Source organism: Pseudomonas mendocina (assembly GCF_003008615.1).
GTDB classification, from domain to species: domain Bacteria; phylum Pseudomonadota; class Gammaproteobacteria; order Pseudomonadales; family Pseudomonadaceae; genus Aquipseudomonas; species Aquipseudomonas mendocina_C.
In genome coordinates, this window is record NZ_CP027657.1 from 2,130,183 (window position 1) to 2,145,580 (window position 15,398).

The following is a 15,398-nucleotide window of genomic DNA, read 5'->3' on the forward strand; positions in this document are numbered from 1 at the left end:
AAAAGCCTCGAACAACCAAATGCCTTTCTCTCCACCGATGCCCTTCGCAATGTCCTGGCGGCATTGAGCCTTTTCCCTCGACTGTTGTTTCAAAAACAGAGTCACCCGAATACAATCGCGATCAATTCTTATCCGCATCGCTTTTGTCAAAGGAAGATCCGGGTGTCCCGCGCCTCGCTGCACGATGAAATGCACTGCCTCTATCGCGATCACGCCGGCTGGCTGCAGAGCTGGCTGCGCAAGCGCCTGGGCGACCGGCAGCGCGCGGAGGACATTTCCCATGACACGTTCGTACGCCTGATCGCTTCCACCGTGGCTCATCCATTACGCGAGCCGCGCAGCTTTCTGGCGACCGTGGCCAAGCGGGTGATGGTCGATCACCTGCGTCGACGCAGCCTGGAGCAGGCCTACCTGGAAGCCCTGACGCAGGAGCCCGAGTTGCAGGAATGCTCGCCGGAACAGCGCCTGCTGATGCTGGAAACCCTGCTGCAACTCGATGCCATGCTCGACGGCCTCGGCACCAAGGTGCGCCAGGCGTTTCTGTTCGCGCAGCTGGAAGGCCTGAGCTATGCCGAAATCGCCCAGCGCCTGGAGGTTTCCGTCAGTTCGGTGACCAAGTACATGGCCAAGGCCACCACTCAGTGCCTGTTGTTCGCCCTGGATGCCGAAGGGTGAACGCCGCCGAACAGCGCCTGGCGCTGCGCGATGCCGCCCACTGGCATGCCCGCCTCGGCGCCGCCCCGAGCTGCGCGCAGACGCAGCAGCAATGGCAGGCCTGGCACCGGCAGAGCGCCTTGCACCAATGGGCCTGGCAGCGCCTGGAAGACCTGCAGGCCGAACTCCAGGGCCTGCCTGGGCCGCTGGCGCGCCGCGCCATGGGAGCGAGCGTGCAGGCGACTCGGCGCACCCTGCTCAAGGGCCTGGTGCTCGGCCTGGGCGTTTCCAGCCTGGCCTGGACGGGCTACCGGCAGAGTCCGATCTGGCTGGCCGACCAACGCACCGCCACCGGCGAACGGCGTAGCCTGACCCTGCAGGATGGCACCCGCCTGATCCTCAACACCGCCAGCGCGGTGGATATCCGCTTCGACGCCCAGCAACGGCTAATCATTCTGCGTGCCGGTGAAATCCTTATCGAGACGGCCAAGGATTCGCGCCCGTTCAAGGTGCGCAGCGCCCATGGCGAGATGCGCGCTTTGGGCACGCGCTTTAACGTGCGTCAGCATGAAGATCGCACCACGCTCAGCGTGCTGGAGCATGCCGTCGCCGTGCGTAACGCACCGGGCCGTGAAGAAGTCCGTGTCGAGAGCGGCATGGGGCTGGACTTCGCTGCTGGCGCACTGGCAACCCCGCACCCCATCGACCTTAATCACAGTACCTGGAGCCAAGGACGCCTGGTGATCGATGACTGGCGCCTGGATCGTACCCTGGCCGAACTGCAGCGCTACCGTCCTGGTGTCATCGTTTGTGCCGATGACGTTGCCGGTTTGCGTCTTTCCGGCGCCTACCCGTTGGACGATATCGACCGTGCCCTGAGCGCCATCGCCCAGGCGCTGCCGGTGCGCATCGAGACCCGCACGCGCTATTGGGTAAGCATCAAAGCGCGCAAGTGAAAATATTTTTCATTAGCGATTGTCGGTTTTCCAATCTCGCTCGACCTCTCCTGCAAACCGCCTTACCGGTATTTGAAGGAGCCCTCATGTCGCATATCCACCAGCACGCCAGAAAGCCTCTGGCCATCGCCATCCTCGGCGCCACCCTGGCTCTGAACGCTGGCTTTATCCTGCCGCTGTTGAGCGACGCCAGCAAGGCCCACGCCGAAGAGGCGGTAAAGACCTACGCCATAGCCGCTGGGACCCTGGGCTCGGTGCTTAGCCGTTTCGCCAACGAGGCGGGTGTAGTGCTGTCGTTCGATGCGACGCTTACCAATGGCAAGCAAAGCCCAGGTTTGCAGGGCAGCTATAGCGTGGAACAGGGTTTTGCACAGTTGTTGGTGGGTAGCGGGTTGCAGGCGGTCGCCAGCGGCTCGAGTGATTTCAGCATCATCCCAGCGAGCAACAGCGGTAACGCCCTGGAACTGTCGGTGATGAGTATTTCCGGCAAGGCACCGGGTTCGATCACCGAGGGCACCGGTAGCTACACCACTGGCTCGACCAGCAGTTCCACGAGGCTCAACCTGTCGCTGCAGGAAACCCCGCAGTCGATCACCGTGCTGACCCAGCAGCGCATGGAAGACCAGAATCTGGACAACCTGCCCGATGCGCTCAGCGCGACCACCGGGGTAATCGTCAAACCCTTCTCCGGCGGTGGCGACGGCCCGCAGATCTGGGCGCGCGGCTCGAACATCCGCAACTACCAGGTCGATGGCGTGCCCAGTTCGGCATCCATGTCGAACTACGTGCAGAGTACCGCCCTGTACGACCGGGTCGAGATCGTCAAAGGTGCCACCGGCATGATGAGCGGCCTGGGCAACCCATCCGCTACCGTCAACATGATCCGCAAGCGGCCGACCTTCGAGCCGCAGCTAAAGCTCAACGTGGAGGCAGGCAGTTGGGATCGCTACGGCAGCATGGCCGATGTCTCCGGCCCGCTGACCGAAAGCGGCAACCTGCGCGGGCGTTTCGTCGCCGACTACAAGAACCAGCATGGCTGGACCGACAACTTCGAGCAGGAGTACCAGACGCTCTACGGCATCGTCGAGGCGGACCTGAGCGAGTCGACCATACTCACCCTCGGCGCCAGCCAGATAAAGCGCAAGAGCACGTCGCAGACCAACACCTTCCCGGTGTACTACAGCAACGGTCAGCCCACCGGCGCCGACGCTGGCGATAACGACAGCCCAGGCTGGGCCTACTACGACCACGAGCTGCAGAACGTCTTCACCTCCATCGAACATCAGTTCGACTCCGGCTGGAGCCTGAAGAGCGAGTTCAGCCACGCCGACTACAAGCATGACGCCACTGGCGCGGGGCTGAGCGGAGCGGCCAATCAGGCGACCAATACCATGCCCGGCCTGGTGTTCCAGCGTTATATCGGGCACAGCGAGCAGGACAGCCTGGATACCTACGTCACCGGGCCATTCTCGCTATTGGGCCGCGAGCATGAGTTGATCGGCGGCTTCACGCTTTCGCAACTCGACACCTATGCACCCAGCACGACCCGGATCTCGCCGGCGTTCAGCAACCTCAATCTGGATAGCTGGACCGACGATGTACCCAAGCCGTCCTTCACCAAGAGCGGCAAGTCGGATACCCGGGAAGACCAGCGCAGCGCCTTTGTCAGCACACGGCTGCACCTGAGCGACGACACCAAGTTGCTGCTCGGCAGCCGCGTGATTGACTGGAAGAACAGCCGCGAGGCGGTCACCTACAGCACCGGCGCTCGCACCAAGACGACGGACAAACGCAGTGGGATCTTTATCCCCTATGCCGGTATCGTTCACGATCTCGATGAAACCTGGGCGATCTATGCCAGCTACACCAAGATCTTCCAGCCGCATGACTACTTGACCAATCTGTACTCCAACTCGCCCATCGACCCCACCGAGGGCACCAGCTACGAAACCGGCATCAAGGCCCGTTTCAATGACGGCGCCCTCAACGCCAGTCTTTCCCTGTTCAGGACCGAGCAGGAAAATCTGGCGGTATGGGACGCCATCTCTTTCTCCTACATAGGCACCAAAGCCACCACCGAAGGCGTGGAACTGGAGTTGGCCGGCGAACTGGCCGAAGGCTGGCAGTTCAGCAGCGGCTATGCCTACAGCGAAAGCCGCAACGACGACGATGAGCGCATCCTCCCGCGAGTGCCGCTGCACAGCCTGAAGACCTTCACCACCTACCGGCTGCCGGGCACGCTGGACAAGTTCACCATCGGCGGTGGCTTCAACTGGGAAAGCCGCACCCACGACAACGCCTTCGTCGAGCAGGGCAGTTACATGCTGGTCAACCTGCTGGGCCGCTACGACATCAACGAGCACCTATCGGCGTCGATCAGCGTCAACAACCTGTTCAACAAGGAGTACTACCTGGCCATCGCCGGCAACATGGCCGCGTTCGGCGCGCCACGTAACGTGATGACCTCCCTGAGCTACACCTACTGACAGGCGAGCCTGCCGGTATGGCATCAGGCAATACCGGCTTGTGGAAGGGGCTTTAGCCGCGACAAGAAACTCGCCGCTGAAGCGCCTCCTGCATGTTGTGGTGCCGCCCCATCATCGATGATCGTTCCCACGCTCTGCGTGGGAACGCAGCCCAGGGCGCTCCGCGCCCGTGCGGCATACAGCCCCCACGCAACCATCCGAATACTCAGCCAATTCTCACTGCAGCTGTTCCCAAATCCGCAGCGCCTCCATACAATCGCGATCAATTCTTATCTGCATCGGCGTGCCAGGGAGCCCAGGGTGTCCAGCGTTCTGCCGCCGTCATCGCTGCATGATGACGTACACAGGCTTTACAACAATCACCACGGCTGGCTGCAAGGTTGGCTACGCCGCCGCCTGGGCGACCGTGAGCGGGCCGCTGATATCGCCCAGGACACCTTCCTTCGTCTGCTGGTAACACGGCGCATGCCGGAGCACGGCGAAGGCCGCCGCTTCCTCGCGCAGATCGCCCGCAACCTGGTGATCGACCAGTGGCGCCGCCAGCGCATCGAACAGGCCTATCTGGAAAGCCTCGCCGCTCTGCCGGAACCGGAAACCCCGTCGCTGGAAACCCGCGCCATGGTCATCGAAACCCTGACGCAGATCGACGCCATGCTCGACGGCATGCCGGCCAAGGTGCGCGAAGCCTTCCTGTTGTCCCAGTTCGAAGGGCTGACTTATCCACAGATCGCCGAGCGCCTGGGGGTCAGCGTCAGCTCGGTGCAGAAGTACATGCTGCGCGCCATCGCTGCCTGCTATCAGGCGTTCTACGCCGAATGAAAGCCGCCAGCGAAGCACCTATCGCCCCTGCCATCGTCGAGCAGGCCAGCCACTGGTTGATGCTGCAGTGGGGCGGCGAGATGGATGACGAACAGCAGCGCCGCTTCCGCGAATGGCGCGCCGCCGACCCCGAACATGGCCGCGCCTGGCAGCGCCTCGAACAGCTGCAAACTACCCTGAGCGGCGTGCCGGCCGACACCGCCTGCGCGGTACTGCGCGAACTGCCCGATGCGCGTCGACGGCAGACGCTCAAGCTGCTCGGCACGCTGTTGCTGGTCGGCGGCAGCGGCTACCTCGCCCAGTCGCAACTGCCATGGCGCGAGGCCATGGCCGACCTGCACAGCGGCACCGGCGAGCGCCTGCAACGCACCCTGGCCGATGGCAGCCGGCTGAGCCTCAACAGCGGCAGCGCGGTGAATATCCTGTTCAGCGCCAGCGAGCGACGCATCCGTCTGCTTGAGGGTGAGTTGCTGCTCGACAGCGGCCATGACGCGGCGCAACGCCCGCTGATCGTGGAAACCGCAGCCGGGGAAATCCAGGCGCTGGGCACACGCTTTTCCGTTTATCAGCGTGATGGTGGCAGCCAGGTGAAACTGTTCGAGGGCGAGCTGGAATTGCGTCCGCGCAGTGCATCGCCACTGCGTTTGCAGGCCGGGCAGAGTCGCTGGTTCTCCGCCACCGGGTTTGGCGAACTCGCCAGGGCCGATACCAACACCATCGCCTGGCAAGACGGCCGCCTGATCGCCGAGCGCATGCCACTGAAACAGTTCATCGCCGAACTGTCCCGCCATCGCCCCGGCGTGCTGCGCTGTGACCCGGCTGTTGCCAACCTGACGCTGACCGGCGTATTCCCGCTGGCCGACACAGACCGCGTGCTGACGGCGCTGCAGCAGTCGCTGCCGGTAAAGGTGCACAGCTTGACACGCTACTGGGTCACGATCGGCCCCGCGTAGGGTGCGCCGTGCGCACCAACCTTATATTGAGGCATCCGGGCGGTGCGCATCGCGCACCCTACGGATAGCTCTCCGGCGAGCGCTATGTCGGCCACGAATGCATCGTGAAAATTTCTCTGCAGCCCTTTGTCGGTTTTGCCGATTCGTTCGGGATACCTCTTGAACTCAACCAAGAAGCATTCTCAAGAGGATCATCCAGAATGCCGCATCTGCCCACTTCGACACGTTCCCGGCTGAGCCTCGCGGTTCGCCACGCCCTGTTCGCCAGTCTGCTGACCGGCGGCCCGCTACTGCTGACCATACCTGTGTCCCAGGCCATTGCCAGCGAACAGGCCCGCAGCTACGCCATTCCCGCAGGCAATCTCGACCAGGCGCTTAACCGCTTCGCCAGCGAAGCCGGCATCCTGCTTTCAGCCGACGGCCAGCTCACCGCCGGTAAGCGCAGCCCGGGGCTCAGCGGCAGCTATTCGGTGGATGAAGGCCTGGCGCGGCTGCTGGCCGGCACCGGCCTGCGCGCGCTCAGTGTCAATGGCAACTACATGCTGGAAATGGCGGCGGTGCATAGCGATGCGCTTGAGTTGGGGGCGACAACCGTAACCGGTAGCAGCCTCAATGCGATGACCGAGGGTAGCGGCTCCTACACCGCCAGTGCAGTGACCATTGGCAAGGGCCAGCACACGCTGAAGGAAACACCGCAGTCCATTACGGTCATGACTCGCAAGTATATGGATGACCAAAACATCACCAGCATTGATCAGGTAATGGAGAAAACCCCGGGCATCGCGGTATATGAGTCCCCAATGGGTGGTAAGTACTTCTACTCCCGTGGCTTCATGATGCAGGGGCAGTACCAGTACGACGGCGTGCCTCTGGACGTAGGCGCGGAGTACGTCCAGGCCAATAGCTTCTCGGGCGACATGGCTTACTACGACCGCGTCGAAGTGCTCAAGGGCGCGGCGGGTATGATGAAAGGCTCCGGTGGTTCTGCCGGCGGGGTCAACTTCGTGCGTAAGCGTGGTCAGGACCAATTCACGACCAGCCTGACACTTTCGGCCGGCTCCTGGGACAACTACCGCGGCCAAGTGGATGTCGGCGGCCCGCTGAACGAGTCGGGAACCCTGCGCGGCCGTGCCGTCATGGCTCAGCAGGATCGCCAGTACTTTTACGACCTCGGCGAACGGGAGGATCAGATCCTCTACGGCGCCCTGGATTATGACCTCACACCAGACACCACCGTCGGTGTGGGCGTCGCCTACGAAAGTCTGGACGCCACCCCTTGCTGGCATGGCCTTCCCCGCGCCAGCAACGGTAAAGATCTGAAGCTGAGTCGCTCCACTTGCCTGGGCGCATCCTGGAATAACTGGGAGAGCGAGCGCACCACAGTCTTCGCAGACCTGTCACATCGACTGAACGAGGACTGGGCCTTCAAGTTCGCCAGCGTTTACACCCGCAACAAGCAGGAGATCAAATACGCGCTGTCCGAAACCAACGGCGGCGTCACTCCAGGCGCCACATCGGCACCATCCAATGTCTACTCAGGCCTGTTCGACTATGACCAGACCGACTACGGTTTCGACGCCTACCTGGATGGGAAATTCGATGCCTTCGGCCTGGAACACGAGCTGACCGTCGGGGCCAATGCCAGCCGCGGCAAGACCCGTGACCACATGGCGCTCATCAATATGACCTCATTGCTGGGCACGACACAGGATCCGTTCAAACCGAACGCGCATATTCCCGAACCACCGGACAGCTTCTACGCCCCCAACTCCTATCGTGGTGGTTCGGTACCCACCGAGTCGGATACCCGGCAATTCGGTACCTACGCCACGCTGCGCCTGAAACTCGCCGAACCGCTGACATTCGTGCTGGGCTCTCGCGTCAGTTGGTATCGCAACAGCCGCGACTCCTACACCCGCGCCTGGAACTACTGGCAACACGACAGGAGCCAGGAGAACGGCGAAGTCACCCCCTTTGCCGCACTGATCTACGACCTGAACGACAACTGGTCCGTGTACACCAGCTATGCCGACATCTTCCAGCCGCAGAGCACTTACACCGACGAGTCCAACAGCCCGATACAGCCCAAGACCGGCGCCAGCTACGAGCTGGGTATCAAGGGTGAGTTGATGCAGGGCCGCGTCAATACGGCATTCAACCTGTTCCGAACCGTCGAAGAGCACCGTGCAGAAGCGAACTACAGCACCAGTTGCCTGGGTTCTTCCGACGGATTCTGCTACAGCGACGTGGGCAAGGTGCGCGCGCAAGGCTTCGAAGCAGAAATCAGTGGCGAGCTCGTTGATCGACTCCAACTGCTGGCAGGCTACACCTACACCCAGACCAAGTACCTGGAAAGCGCCAACCTCGACCCGCAAGAGCCGACCTTTTCCGTCACCTACTTCCCACGCCACCTATTCCGAGCCTGGGCCGACTACCAGTTGCCCGGCGAGCTGGAGCGCTGGAACCTCGGCGCCGGCGTGAGCGTACAAAGCGACATCACCTACCGAGATGCGAACGTGAGCCCCGCCGTCAGTTCGGTGCAGGCCGGTTATGCGATCTGGAGCGGCCGCGTAGGCTTCCGTATCGATGAAAATTGGTCTGTCGCGCTCAACGGCAACAACCTGTTCGACAAGAAGTACTACCAGAGCGTAGGTGCCGTTTCCTGGGGGAACTTCTACGGCGAGCCGCGTAACTTCATGCTGACGGTCAAAGCGGACTTCTGATTCGGGTAGCACCTGCGCTCGAAGGAGCGCAGGGCCGCCTACTCGCCAGCAACCACTCAACGACCATTCCCAACCACCATCCTCCTGCGTATAGTTGCGATAAATTCTTATTCGCAATCTCTCAGCAGGAGGCTGGATGTCCACGCTGCTATCCGAAACGGGCAACCACGCCCAGTTGGCCGTGCTCTACCGCGAGCATCACAGCTGGCTGCGTGGCTGGCTGCGTCAACGCCTGAACAGCTCCGCCGATGCCGCCGACCTGGCTCAGGACACCTTCATCCGTGTGCTGCTCGCCCGCAGTGCCGGCAGCCTGCGCGAACCGCGCCATTACCTGGCGACCGTCGCCCGCGGCCTGGTGATCGATCTGTATCGTCGCCGCTCGCTGGAGCAGGCCTATCTCGAAGCTCTGGCACTGCAGCCCGAGCGCTACGAGCCCGCTGCCGAAACCCGCGCCCTGATCCTCGATAGCCTGCTGGCCATCGACCGCCTGCTCGATGGCCTGGGCGAACGTACCCGCGCAATCTTTCTCGCCGTGCAGCTGGACGGCCTGAGCTACGAGAAGGCTGCCGAGCGGGTTGGAGTCTCCGTCACCACCGTGCGCAAACACCTGGCCAGCGCGCTGATGCACTGCCTGTTGCTGGACGAAGCATGAAGGTCGCCCTCAGCCAGGCCGTGGACTGGTACGTCTGCCTGAACGACAGCCAGGTCACCGATGCCCAGCGTGCCGCCTGGCAGGCCTGGCTCACCGAGGATCCGCGCCACGCCCAGGCCTGGGCGCGTCTGGAAAACCTGTGCCAGCGCTTCGACCAGGCGCCACAGGGCATCGCCGCACTGGCCCTGGAGAACGCCCGACACAGCCGCCGCAACGTGATGAAAACGCTGGCCGTGCTACTAGGCGTCGGCCTGGTCGGCTGGCAGGGCTATCAGGTTTCGCCGTGGAGCGCCGATTACGTCACTCGCGTCGGCGAACGGCGACGCGTAACGCTGGCCGATGGCAGCCGCCTCGACCTCAATACCGACACCCGGGTGGATATCCGCTTCACGGCCGGGCAGCGACTGATCCATCTGCTGCACGGCGAGATTCTCGTCACCACTGCCAAGGATCCGCGCCCGCTGCGCGTACAGACCGCCGAAGGGCACATCCTTGCGCTCGGCACCCGCTTCGGCGTGCACCAGGCCAGTAGCCAGACACGAGTGACAGTCGAGGAACATGCCGTGGAAATCCGCCCGAGCCAGGCCACGGCTCAGGCGGTGCGAGTGGAAGCCGGCCAGGCATGCGATTTCACCAGCACCAGGGTCGGCGCGCTGCGCCCGGCAGCGGCCAGCGCCTCGGCCTGGACGCAGGGCATGCTGGTGGTGGTCGACTGGCGCCTGGACGAAGTGCTCGCCGAACTGTCACGTCATCGTCACGGCTACCTGGGCTGCTCGCCACAGGTCGCGGCCCTGCGTCTATCCGGGGCCTTCAACCTGAACGACAGCGAGGCCACGCTGGCCAGCCTGCTGGACGCCCTGCCGATCCAGATGCACCGCATGACCCGTTACTGGATACGCATCGAGGCGCGCGAGGCATGACGGCGCCAGCCCAGCGAGCGGGGTAGCGTCGCCCGATCCACGGTGCCGCATGAAATGTGGGGGCATGCACAGAGGCGTAAATATTTTCATCTTGGGGGTAACAGATTTTCATTCCTATTTCGGCTCCATGTTCACGTCCATTTCCGCCTGCCCGCCCAGGCCACCTGAACAGGAGCCATTCGATGTCAGCATCCCCCTCTCCACTCGCCCGTAGTATTCGCCAGGCAGTCCTGGCCCTGAGCCTGTCCGGCTCACTGCTGGCTACCGCCAGCGCTTGGGCCGAACCGCTCAGCTACAGCATTCCCGCTGGCAGCCTGGCCGCCGCGCTCAGTCAGTTCGCCGCCGCCAGCGGCGTGACCATCAGCTTCAGCAGTGAAGAAACGGCTGGGCTGAGTAGCAGCGGCCTGCATGGCAAGTACGAGGTGGATCAGGGCTTCGCCGTGTTGCTGCAAGGCAGTGGCCTGCAGGTGCAGCAGGCTGGCGACAAGCGCTACGTACTGGTTCGCCCGAGCCAGGAAGGCGCGTTGGAGCTGAGTGCGATGACCGTATCCGGTGCGCAGTTGGGCGCCACCACCGAAGGCACCGGCAGCTACACCACCGGCTCGACCAACACCGCGACCGGGCTGAACCTGTCGATGCGCGAGACGCCGCAGGCGGTCAGCGTGGTGACCCGTCAGCAGATCGAGGATCAGAACCTCACCGACATCGCCCAGGTACTCGAACAGACCCCCGGCGTGGTCGTCGACAGCATGGGCCCAGCCGGCAGCGACGCCAACCACATCTACGTGCGCGGCATGGAGATCGGCAACATCCAGGTCGACGGTATCAACCGCACCGACAGCTACGGCTTTCGTGACGACCTCGCCGACATGGTCACTTATGACCGGGTCGAAGTGGTGCGCGGCGCGACTGGGCTGATGTCGGGCACTGGCGACCCCAGTGCCACCGTGAACCTGATCCGCAAGAAGCCGACCCTGGAGACGCAGCGCAAGCTGACCGTGCAGGCGGGCTCCTGGGATAGCTACCGAACCGACCTGGACGTATCGGGCAAGCTCTCGGAAAGCGGCCATGTACGCGGCCGTTTCGTCGCCTCGAAGAGCGACAGCAAGAGCCATGTCGACCGCCAGGAGCTGGAGAAACAGGTGGCCTATGGCGTACTGGAATGGGACATCAGCGATGCCACCATGCTGACCGTGGGTGCGGAGTACCAGAAGATGGATAACGACGGAGCAGGCAACCACGGCTTCCCGATGTACAACGCCAACGGTACCCACTTCAAACCATCGCGCTCGTTCAACTCCGGCGCCGACTGGAGCTACCACAAGCGTGAAACCAAGACGCTGTTCACCACCCTGGAACATGCGCTGGGCAATGGCTGGCAAGTGAAATTCAACGCCGAGCACAGCCGCCGCAGTTATGACGATGCCTTCGCCACTGCTGCCAGCGGCAGGGTCAATCCCGATGGCAGCGGTATCTCCACCTGGACAGGCCGCTGGGCAGGCGAGCCGCGCCAGACCTCGTTCGACCTCTCAGCGTCCGGCCCCTTCGAGCTATTCTCCCGCGAACATGAATTGCACCTGGGCGCCAGCCACGCCAAGTCCTATTACCGCAGCTACGGCTACAACCTCTGGGGGTTCCAGAGCATCGACAACATCTTCACCTGGGACGGCTCGCTGCCGATACCCGACATCGTGCGTGACAAGTATTCGGAAGATGCGCTGGATGAAACACAGACGGGATGGGTCGCGGCGGCACGCTGGAGCCTGGCTGACAGTCTCTCGCTGATCACCGGCACACGGGTGATCGACTGGCAACGCGACAAGTCTTCACGCGTGCTGGCGACCGGCAATGTCACCTCCACCCGAGAACAGGAAAATGGCATCGTCACGCCTTACCTTGGCCTCATCTACGACTTCGCCGAGAACTGGTCTGCCTATGCCAGCTACACCACCATCTTCAACCCTCAGAATGTGCAGCAGGTCGGCGGCACCTATCTCGAGCCGAAGGAAGGCGAAAGCTATGAGCTGGGCCTCAAGAGCGAGTTCTGGGACAAGCGCCTGACGGCCGGCCTCAGCGTCTTCGAGGTACGCCAGGACAACCTGCCTGTGGCAGACCCTAACAACCCCGGCTACTCCATCCCCGAATCCGGCACCAAGACCCGTGGTTTCGAGGTGGAAATGGCGGGTGAGATCCTGCCGGACTGGCAGGTTGCTGCCAGCTATTCCTATGCGGTGATCAAGAACGCCGATGACCAGCGCATGCTCACCGAGGTGCCGCGCGACACCTTCAAGCTGTTCACCAGCTATCGCCTGCAATCCATTCCGCAACTGAAAGTCGGTGGTGGCGTGCGCTGGCAGGGTGCGGAGTACTACAAGGGCGCCGGCCCCAACAACGCCACCTTCCACCAGGGCGCCTACAGCGTGGTGGATCTGATGGCGCAGTATGCCTTCACCCCCGAGACCAGCGTGTCATTGAACCTCAACAACGCCTTCGACGAGACCTACTACACCGCCATCGGCGCGCGCGGTTGGTATGGCACTCCGCGCAGCCTGACGGCAAGTCTGTCGCATTCGTTCTGACCGGCAGGGCGCTCACCACAAGCCTGGCTTGAGCGCCCTAGCCTAGAGGCTTCGATAAAACATCAGGCCGGACAAGCTGCGCGTCACCCACTCCGTCCCTCACAAAACTTCTCGCCAGATCGCCAATGCCGCTAAGGGCGACATTGGCGCTATGCTCGAAGCCTCGATCAGAACTCCACCTGATAACCCAGCGTGAAGGTACGGCCGCGACCCTTGAAGTTGTAGTCGTTGGCGATGCGTGCCGACTGCGAGTAGTAGGTGAAGTAGTCCTCGTCGAGCAGGTTGTCGATACCCAGTGACAGGCTGCCCACCGGCAGGCGGCGGCTGACGCTGGCCGAGAGCAGGGCATAACCGTCGAACTCCAGGCGCGGGTCGTCGAAGCTGCGGCTGACGTAGTAGTTGTATTGCAGGTAGCTCGACCAGTCCTCGTTCCAGTTGGCCTGCCAGGCCAGGCTGTACTGATCCGGTGAGATGTTCAGGCCGGTCAGGCGCGTATCCACCTTGCCGTCATCATCGGTGTCGGACTTGCCCTGGCTGTGGGCATAGCTACCGCGCAGGCTGTGGCGGTCGTTCAAGTGCCAATTGCCGGTCAACTCATAGCCCTGGATCTCCACCCGCTCGCGGTTGGCGATGTAGTTGCCATCGCTGTTTACCGACAGGCGCTCGCCGACGTTGGAGAAGGACTCGTAGTAGCTCAGCTCCATGTCCACTCGGTCGAAGTTCAGGCGCAGGCCCACCTCGCGCGAGCGGGTGACGATCGGCTCCAGCTCCAGCAGGCTTTCCACGTCCAGGCCCGGTTCGTCGAGCCCGCGCAGCACGCGGCCGATGTCGGGCATGCCGAAACCTTCCGAGTAGCCGCCGTAGAGCTGCGCCCAGTCGGTGGCCTGGTAGGTGAAACCGTAGTTGCTCAGGGTCTTGCCGAACGACACCTTGCCACCGGTGACGCTAACCCCCCCGGCGTTGTTGGTGCCCCATACGGTGCGGAAGTCATCCACGTCCAGCTCGGAGTGCTCGCGGCGCACGCCGGCCATCAGGGTCAATTTGTCGGTCAGGTGCAGGTCGCCCTGGAGGAAGCCGGCCTGGTTGTCGTAGGTGGACGGCGGCACGTAGCTGCGGTTGGTCTGCACCAGCACCTGTTCGCCCTTGTCACGCATCAGGTCGACGCCGCCGGTCAGGTCGAGCAGGCCGTCGAACAGGCCGCTGCGGCGCAGGGTCAGCTTGCCGCCCCATTTCTCCGAGTCGCTGCGGCTCTGCTCCCACAACGTGCCGACCGGCGCGATGTTGGGATCCTGGAAGGCGGCCGACATCAGCGCGCCGAACTGGCCGCGGTAACGCTGGTGATAGAGCTGCACGTCGAGCACGTTGCCGTACAGATCCTGGTTGCTGTAGCTGAAGGTGTACTGACGGTTTTCGTTGAACGCCGGATCGCCTTGCGGGTCGCCCTTGCGCGCGGTGGTGGGGATGCCCGCGGCGCGGTCACCGAGCACCGGCACGTAGTCGTTGTTGCCCTTGAGTTCGTAGTGGTTGGCGCTGAACTGCAGGTGCTGTACCTCGTCAATCCAGTAACCGAGCTTGAACATCAAGTCATGGTCACGGGTGTCCTGGATCTCGCCAGGGTAGGCGACGCCGATCAGCTCATCGTTGGCGTCGTAGAATGCGCCGCGCTCCTGCCAGGTGGCGCCGAACAGGGTTTCCCAGTCGCCCTGCTGGGCGCTGACCCGGTAGTTCATCTTGTAGCTCAGGCCATCCTTGCTGAAGCGGTCATCGCTCTCCAGGCTGACGCCGGCGTGCTGATTGATGCCATCGCTCTCGGGGCGGCGACTGATGAAGTTGACGATACCGCCAGTGGCGCCGCCGCCATGCTCGGCCGAAGCTCCGTGGATCACCTCGATGCGCTCGATCTGCGCCAGATCGATGGTGTAGCTGCTGCGCCCGTCGTTACGGATCGAGCTGGCCTGCGGCACACCGTCGACGAGAAATTGCGGGGTACGGCCACGCAGCGTTTCACCGGCGTTGGACATCTTCTGCCGGCTTGGCGAATAGGACGGAATCAGGTTGCTCAGCACCTGCCCTGGGTCGCTGCTCAGCGCCAGCTGCTGTTCGATCTGCTGCCGATCGATCACGGTCACGCGCTGGCTGGTCTGGCCGACAGCGGTATCGCCACGCAGGGTGCTGACGGTGATCTGGGTGGCGTCCAGCTCCAGCACGTCGCTGTTCACCGGACGTTGCTGCGGCTGTGGTTCCAGGCCGTAGATGCCCTCGCCCTGGCGCACGGCGCGCAGACCGCTGTCTTGCAGCAGGCGGGCGAAACCTTCCTCGACCTCATAGGTACCTTGCAGACCCTGACTGCGCTGCCCCTGCAACGCAGTGGCATCGAACGACAGAGCGATGCCGGCTGCACTGGCATAGCGGTTCAACACCTCGGCCAGCGGGCCGCCAGCGATATCGAAAGACTGTGCCTGCACGGCAGACTCTGCTGGCGCGGCACTGAGCGTCGGCACCGTCAGTGCCAGGCCGGAGCAGAGCAGTGCGGCCTGAACGGCCACGGTCAGCGAATGCAGTTTGCAACGAGGTTGACGCATGAATTTCCCCTGAGAATGGAAGGCCTGTAGCCGGTATTTCAGGAGGGCCGAGCCAGTCGAGAAAAAAGTGCAAA

10 protein-coding genes are annotated in these 15,398 nt (G+C 63.0%); 9 read left to right on the top strand and 1 reads right to left on the bottom strand.

Features of this window, described 5'->3' with window-relative positions:
- Positions 1–189 precede the first annotated feature (189 nt).
- From C7A17_RS09910 to C7A17_RS09955, 9 genes are all read left to right on the top strand, one after another.
- Positions 190–675: a sigma-70 family RNA polymerase sigma factor gene (locus C7A17_RS09910; protein WP_106742846.1), complete on the top strand. Its 486-nt coding sequence runs from the start codon at positions 190–192 to the stop codon at positions 673–675.
- Positions 672–1,610 (top strand): FecR domain-containing protein, encoded by a 939-nt coding sequence (locus C7A17_RS09915; RefSeq protein ID WP_106737875.1) that lies wholly within the window; start codon positions 672–674, stop codon positions 1,608–1,610. The genes C7A17_RS09910 and C7A17_RS09915 overlap by 4 nt, the downstream gene beginning before the upstream one ends.
- An 86-nt stretch (positions 1,611–1,696) precedes the next feature.
- Positions 1,697–4,096: a TonB-dependent siderophore receptor gene (locus C7A17_RS09920; RefSeq protein WP_106737876.1), complete on the top strand. Its 2,400-nt coding sequence runs from the start codon at positions 1,697–1,699 to the stop codon at positions 4,094–4,096.
- 300 nt (positions 4,097–4,396) lie between these two features.
- Positions 4,397–4,915: a sigma-70 family RNA polymerase sigma factor gene (locus C7A17_RS09925; protein WP_106737877.1), complete on the top strand. Its 519-nt coding sequence runs from the start codon at positions 4,397–4,399 to the stop codon at positions 4,913–4,915.
- On the top strand, positions 4,912–5,868 hold the full coding sequence (locus C7A17_RS09930) for a FecR domain-containing protein (RefSeq protein ID WP_106737878.1): 957 nt from the start codon (positions 4,912–4,914) through the stop codon (positions 5,866–5,868). Before C7A17_RS09925 ends, C7A17_RS09930 begins: the two co-directional genes overlap by 4 nt.
- A gap of 200 nt (positions 5,869–6,068) precedes the next feature.
- Positions 6,069–8,591 carry a TonB-dependent siderophore receptor gene (locus C7A17_RS09940; protein WP_106737880.1) on the top strand — a complete coding sequence of 841 codons (2,523 nt, stop codon included), beginning with the start codon at positions 6,069–6,071 and terminating at the stop codon, positions 8,589–8,591.
- A gap of 136 nt (positions 8,592–8,727) precedes the next feature.
- Positions 8,728–9,243, top strand: a complete 516-nt coding sequence (locus C7A17_RS09945) for a sigma-70 family RNA polymerase sigma factor (RefSeq protein ID WP_106737881.1) — start codon at positions 8,728–8,730, stop codon at positions 9,241–9,243.
- A complete protein-coding gene (locus C7A17_RS09950; protein WP_106737882.1) occupies positions 9,240–10,163 on the top strand; it encodes a FecR domain-containing protein in 924 nt (307 codons plus the stop codon). Before C7A17_RS09945 ends, C7A17_RS09950 begins: the two co-directional genes overlap by 4 nt.
- Positions 10,164–10,345: 182 nt before the next feature.
- Positions 10,346–12,742 (top strand): TonB-dependent siderophore receptor, encoded by a 2,397-nt coding sequence (locus C7A17_RS09955; RefSeq protein WP_106737883.1) that lies wholly within the window; start codon positions 10,346–10,348, stop codon positions 12,740–12,742.
- 167 nt (positions 12,743–12,909) lie between these two features.
- Here C7A17_RS09955 and C7A17_RS09960 read toward each other — a convergent pair whose 3' ends face one another.
- Complete coding sequence (locus C7A17_RS09960) at positions 12,910–15,324, bottom strand: TonB-dependent receptor (RefSeq protein ID WP_106737884.1); 2,415 nt, start codon at positions 15,322–15,324, stop codon at positions 12,910–12,912.
- Between the last annotated feature and the right edge of the window lie 74 nt (positions 15,325–15,398).

What these genes read in the sequence shown, in the direction of transcription:
- C7A17_RS09910 (WP_106742846.1), top strand. Translation starts at nt 190, where the DNA reads ATGCACTGCCTCTATCGCGATCACGCCGGCTGGCTGCAGAGCTGGCTG.
- C7A17_RS09920 (WP_106737876.1), top strand. Translation starts at nt 1,697, where the DNA reads ATGTCGCATATCCACCAGCACGCCAGAAAGCCTCTGGCCATCGCCATC.
- C7A17_RS09930 (WP_106737878.1), top strand. Translation starts at nt 4,912, where the DNA reads ATGAAAGCCGCCAGCGAAGCACCTATCGCCCCTGCCATCGTCGAGCAG.
- C7A17_RS09940 (WP_106737880.1), top strand. Translation starts at nt 6,069, where the DNA reads ATGCCGCATCTGCCCACTTCGACACGTTCCCGGCTGAGCCTCGCGGTT.
- C7A17_RS09945 (WP_106737881.1), top strand. Translation starts at nt 8,728, where the DNA reads ATGTCCACGCTGCTATCCGAAACGGGCAACCACGCCCAGTTGGCCGTG.
- C7A17_RS09950 (WP_106737882.1), top strand. Translation starts at nt 9,240, where the DNA reads ATGAAGGTCGCCCTCAGCCAGGCCGTGGACTGGTACGTCTGCCTGAAC.
- C7A17_RS09955 (WP_106737883.1), top strand. Translation starts at nt 10,346, where the DNA reads ATGTCAGCATCCCCCTCTCCACTCGCCCGTAGTATTCGCCAGGCAGTC.
- C7A17_RS09960 (WP_106737884.1), bottom strand. Translation starts at nt 15,324, where the DNA reads ATGCGTCAACCTCGTTGCAAACTGCATTCGCTGACCGTGGCCGTTCAG.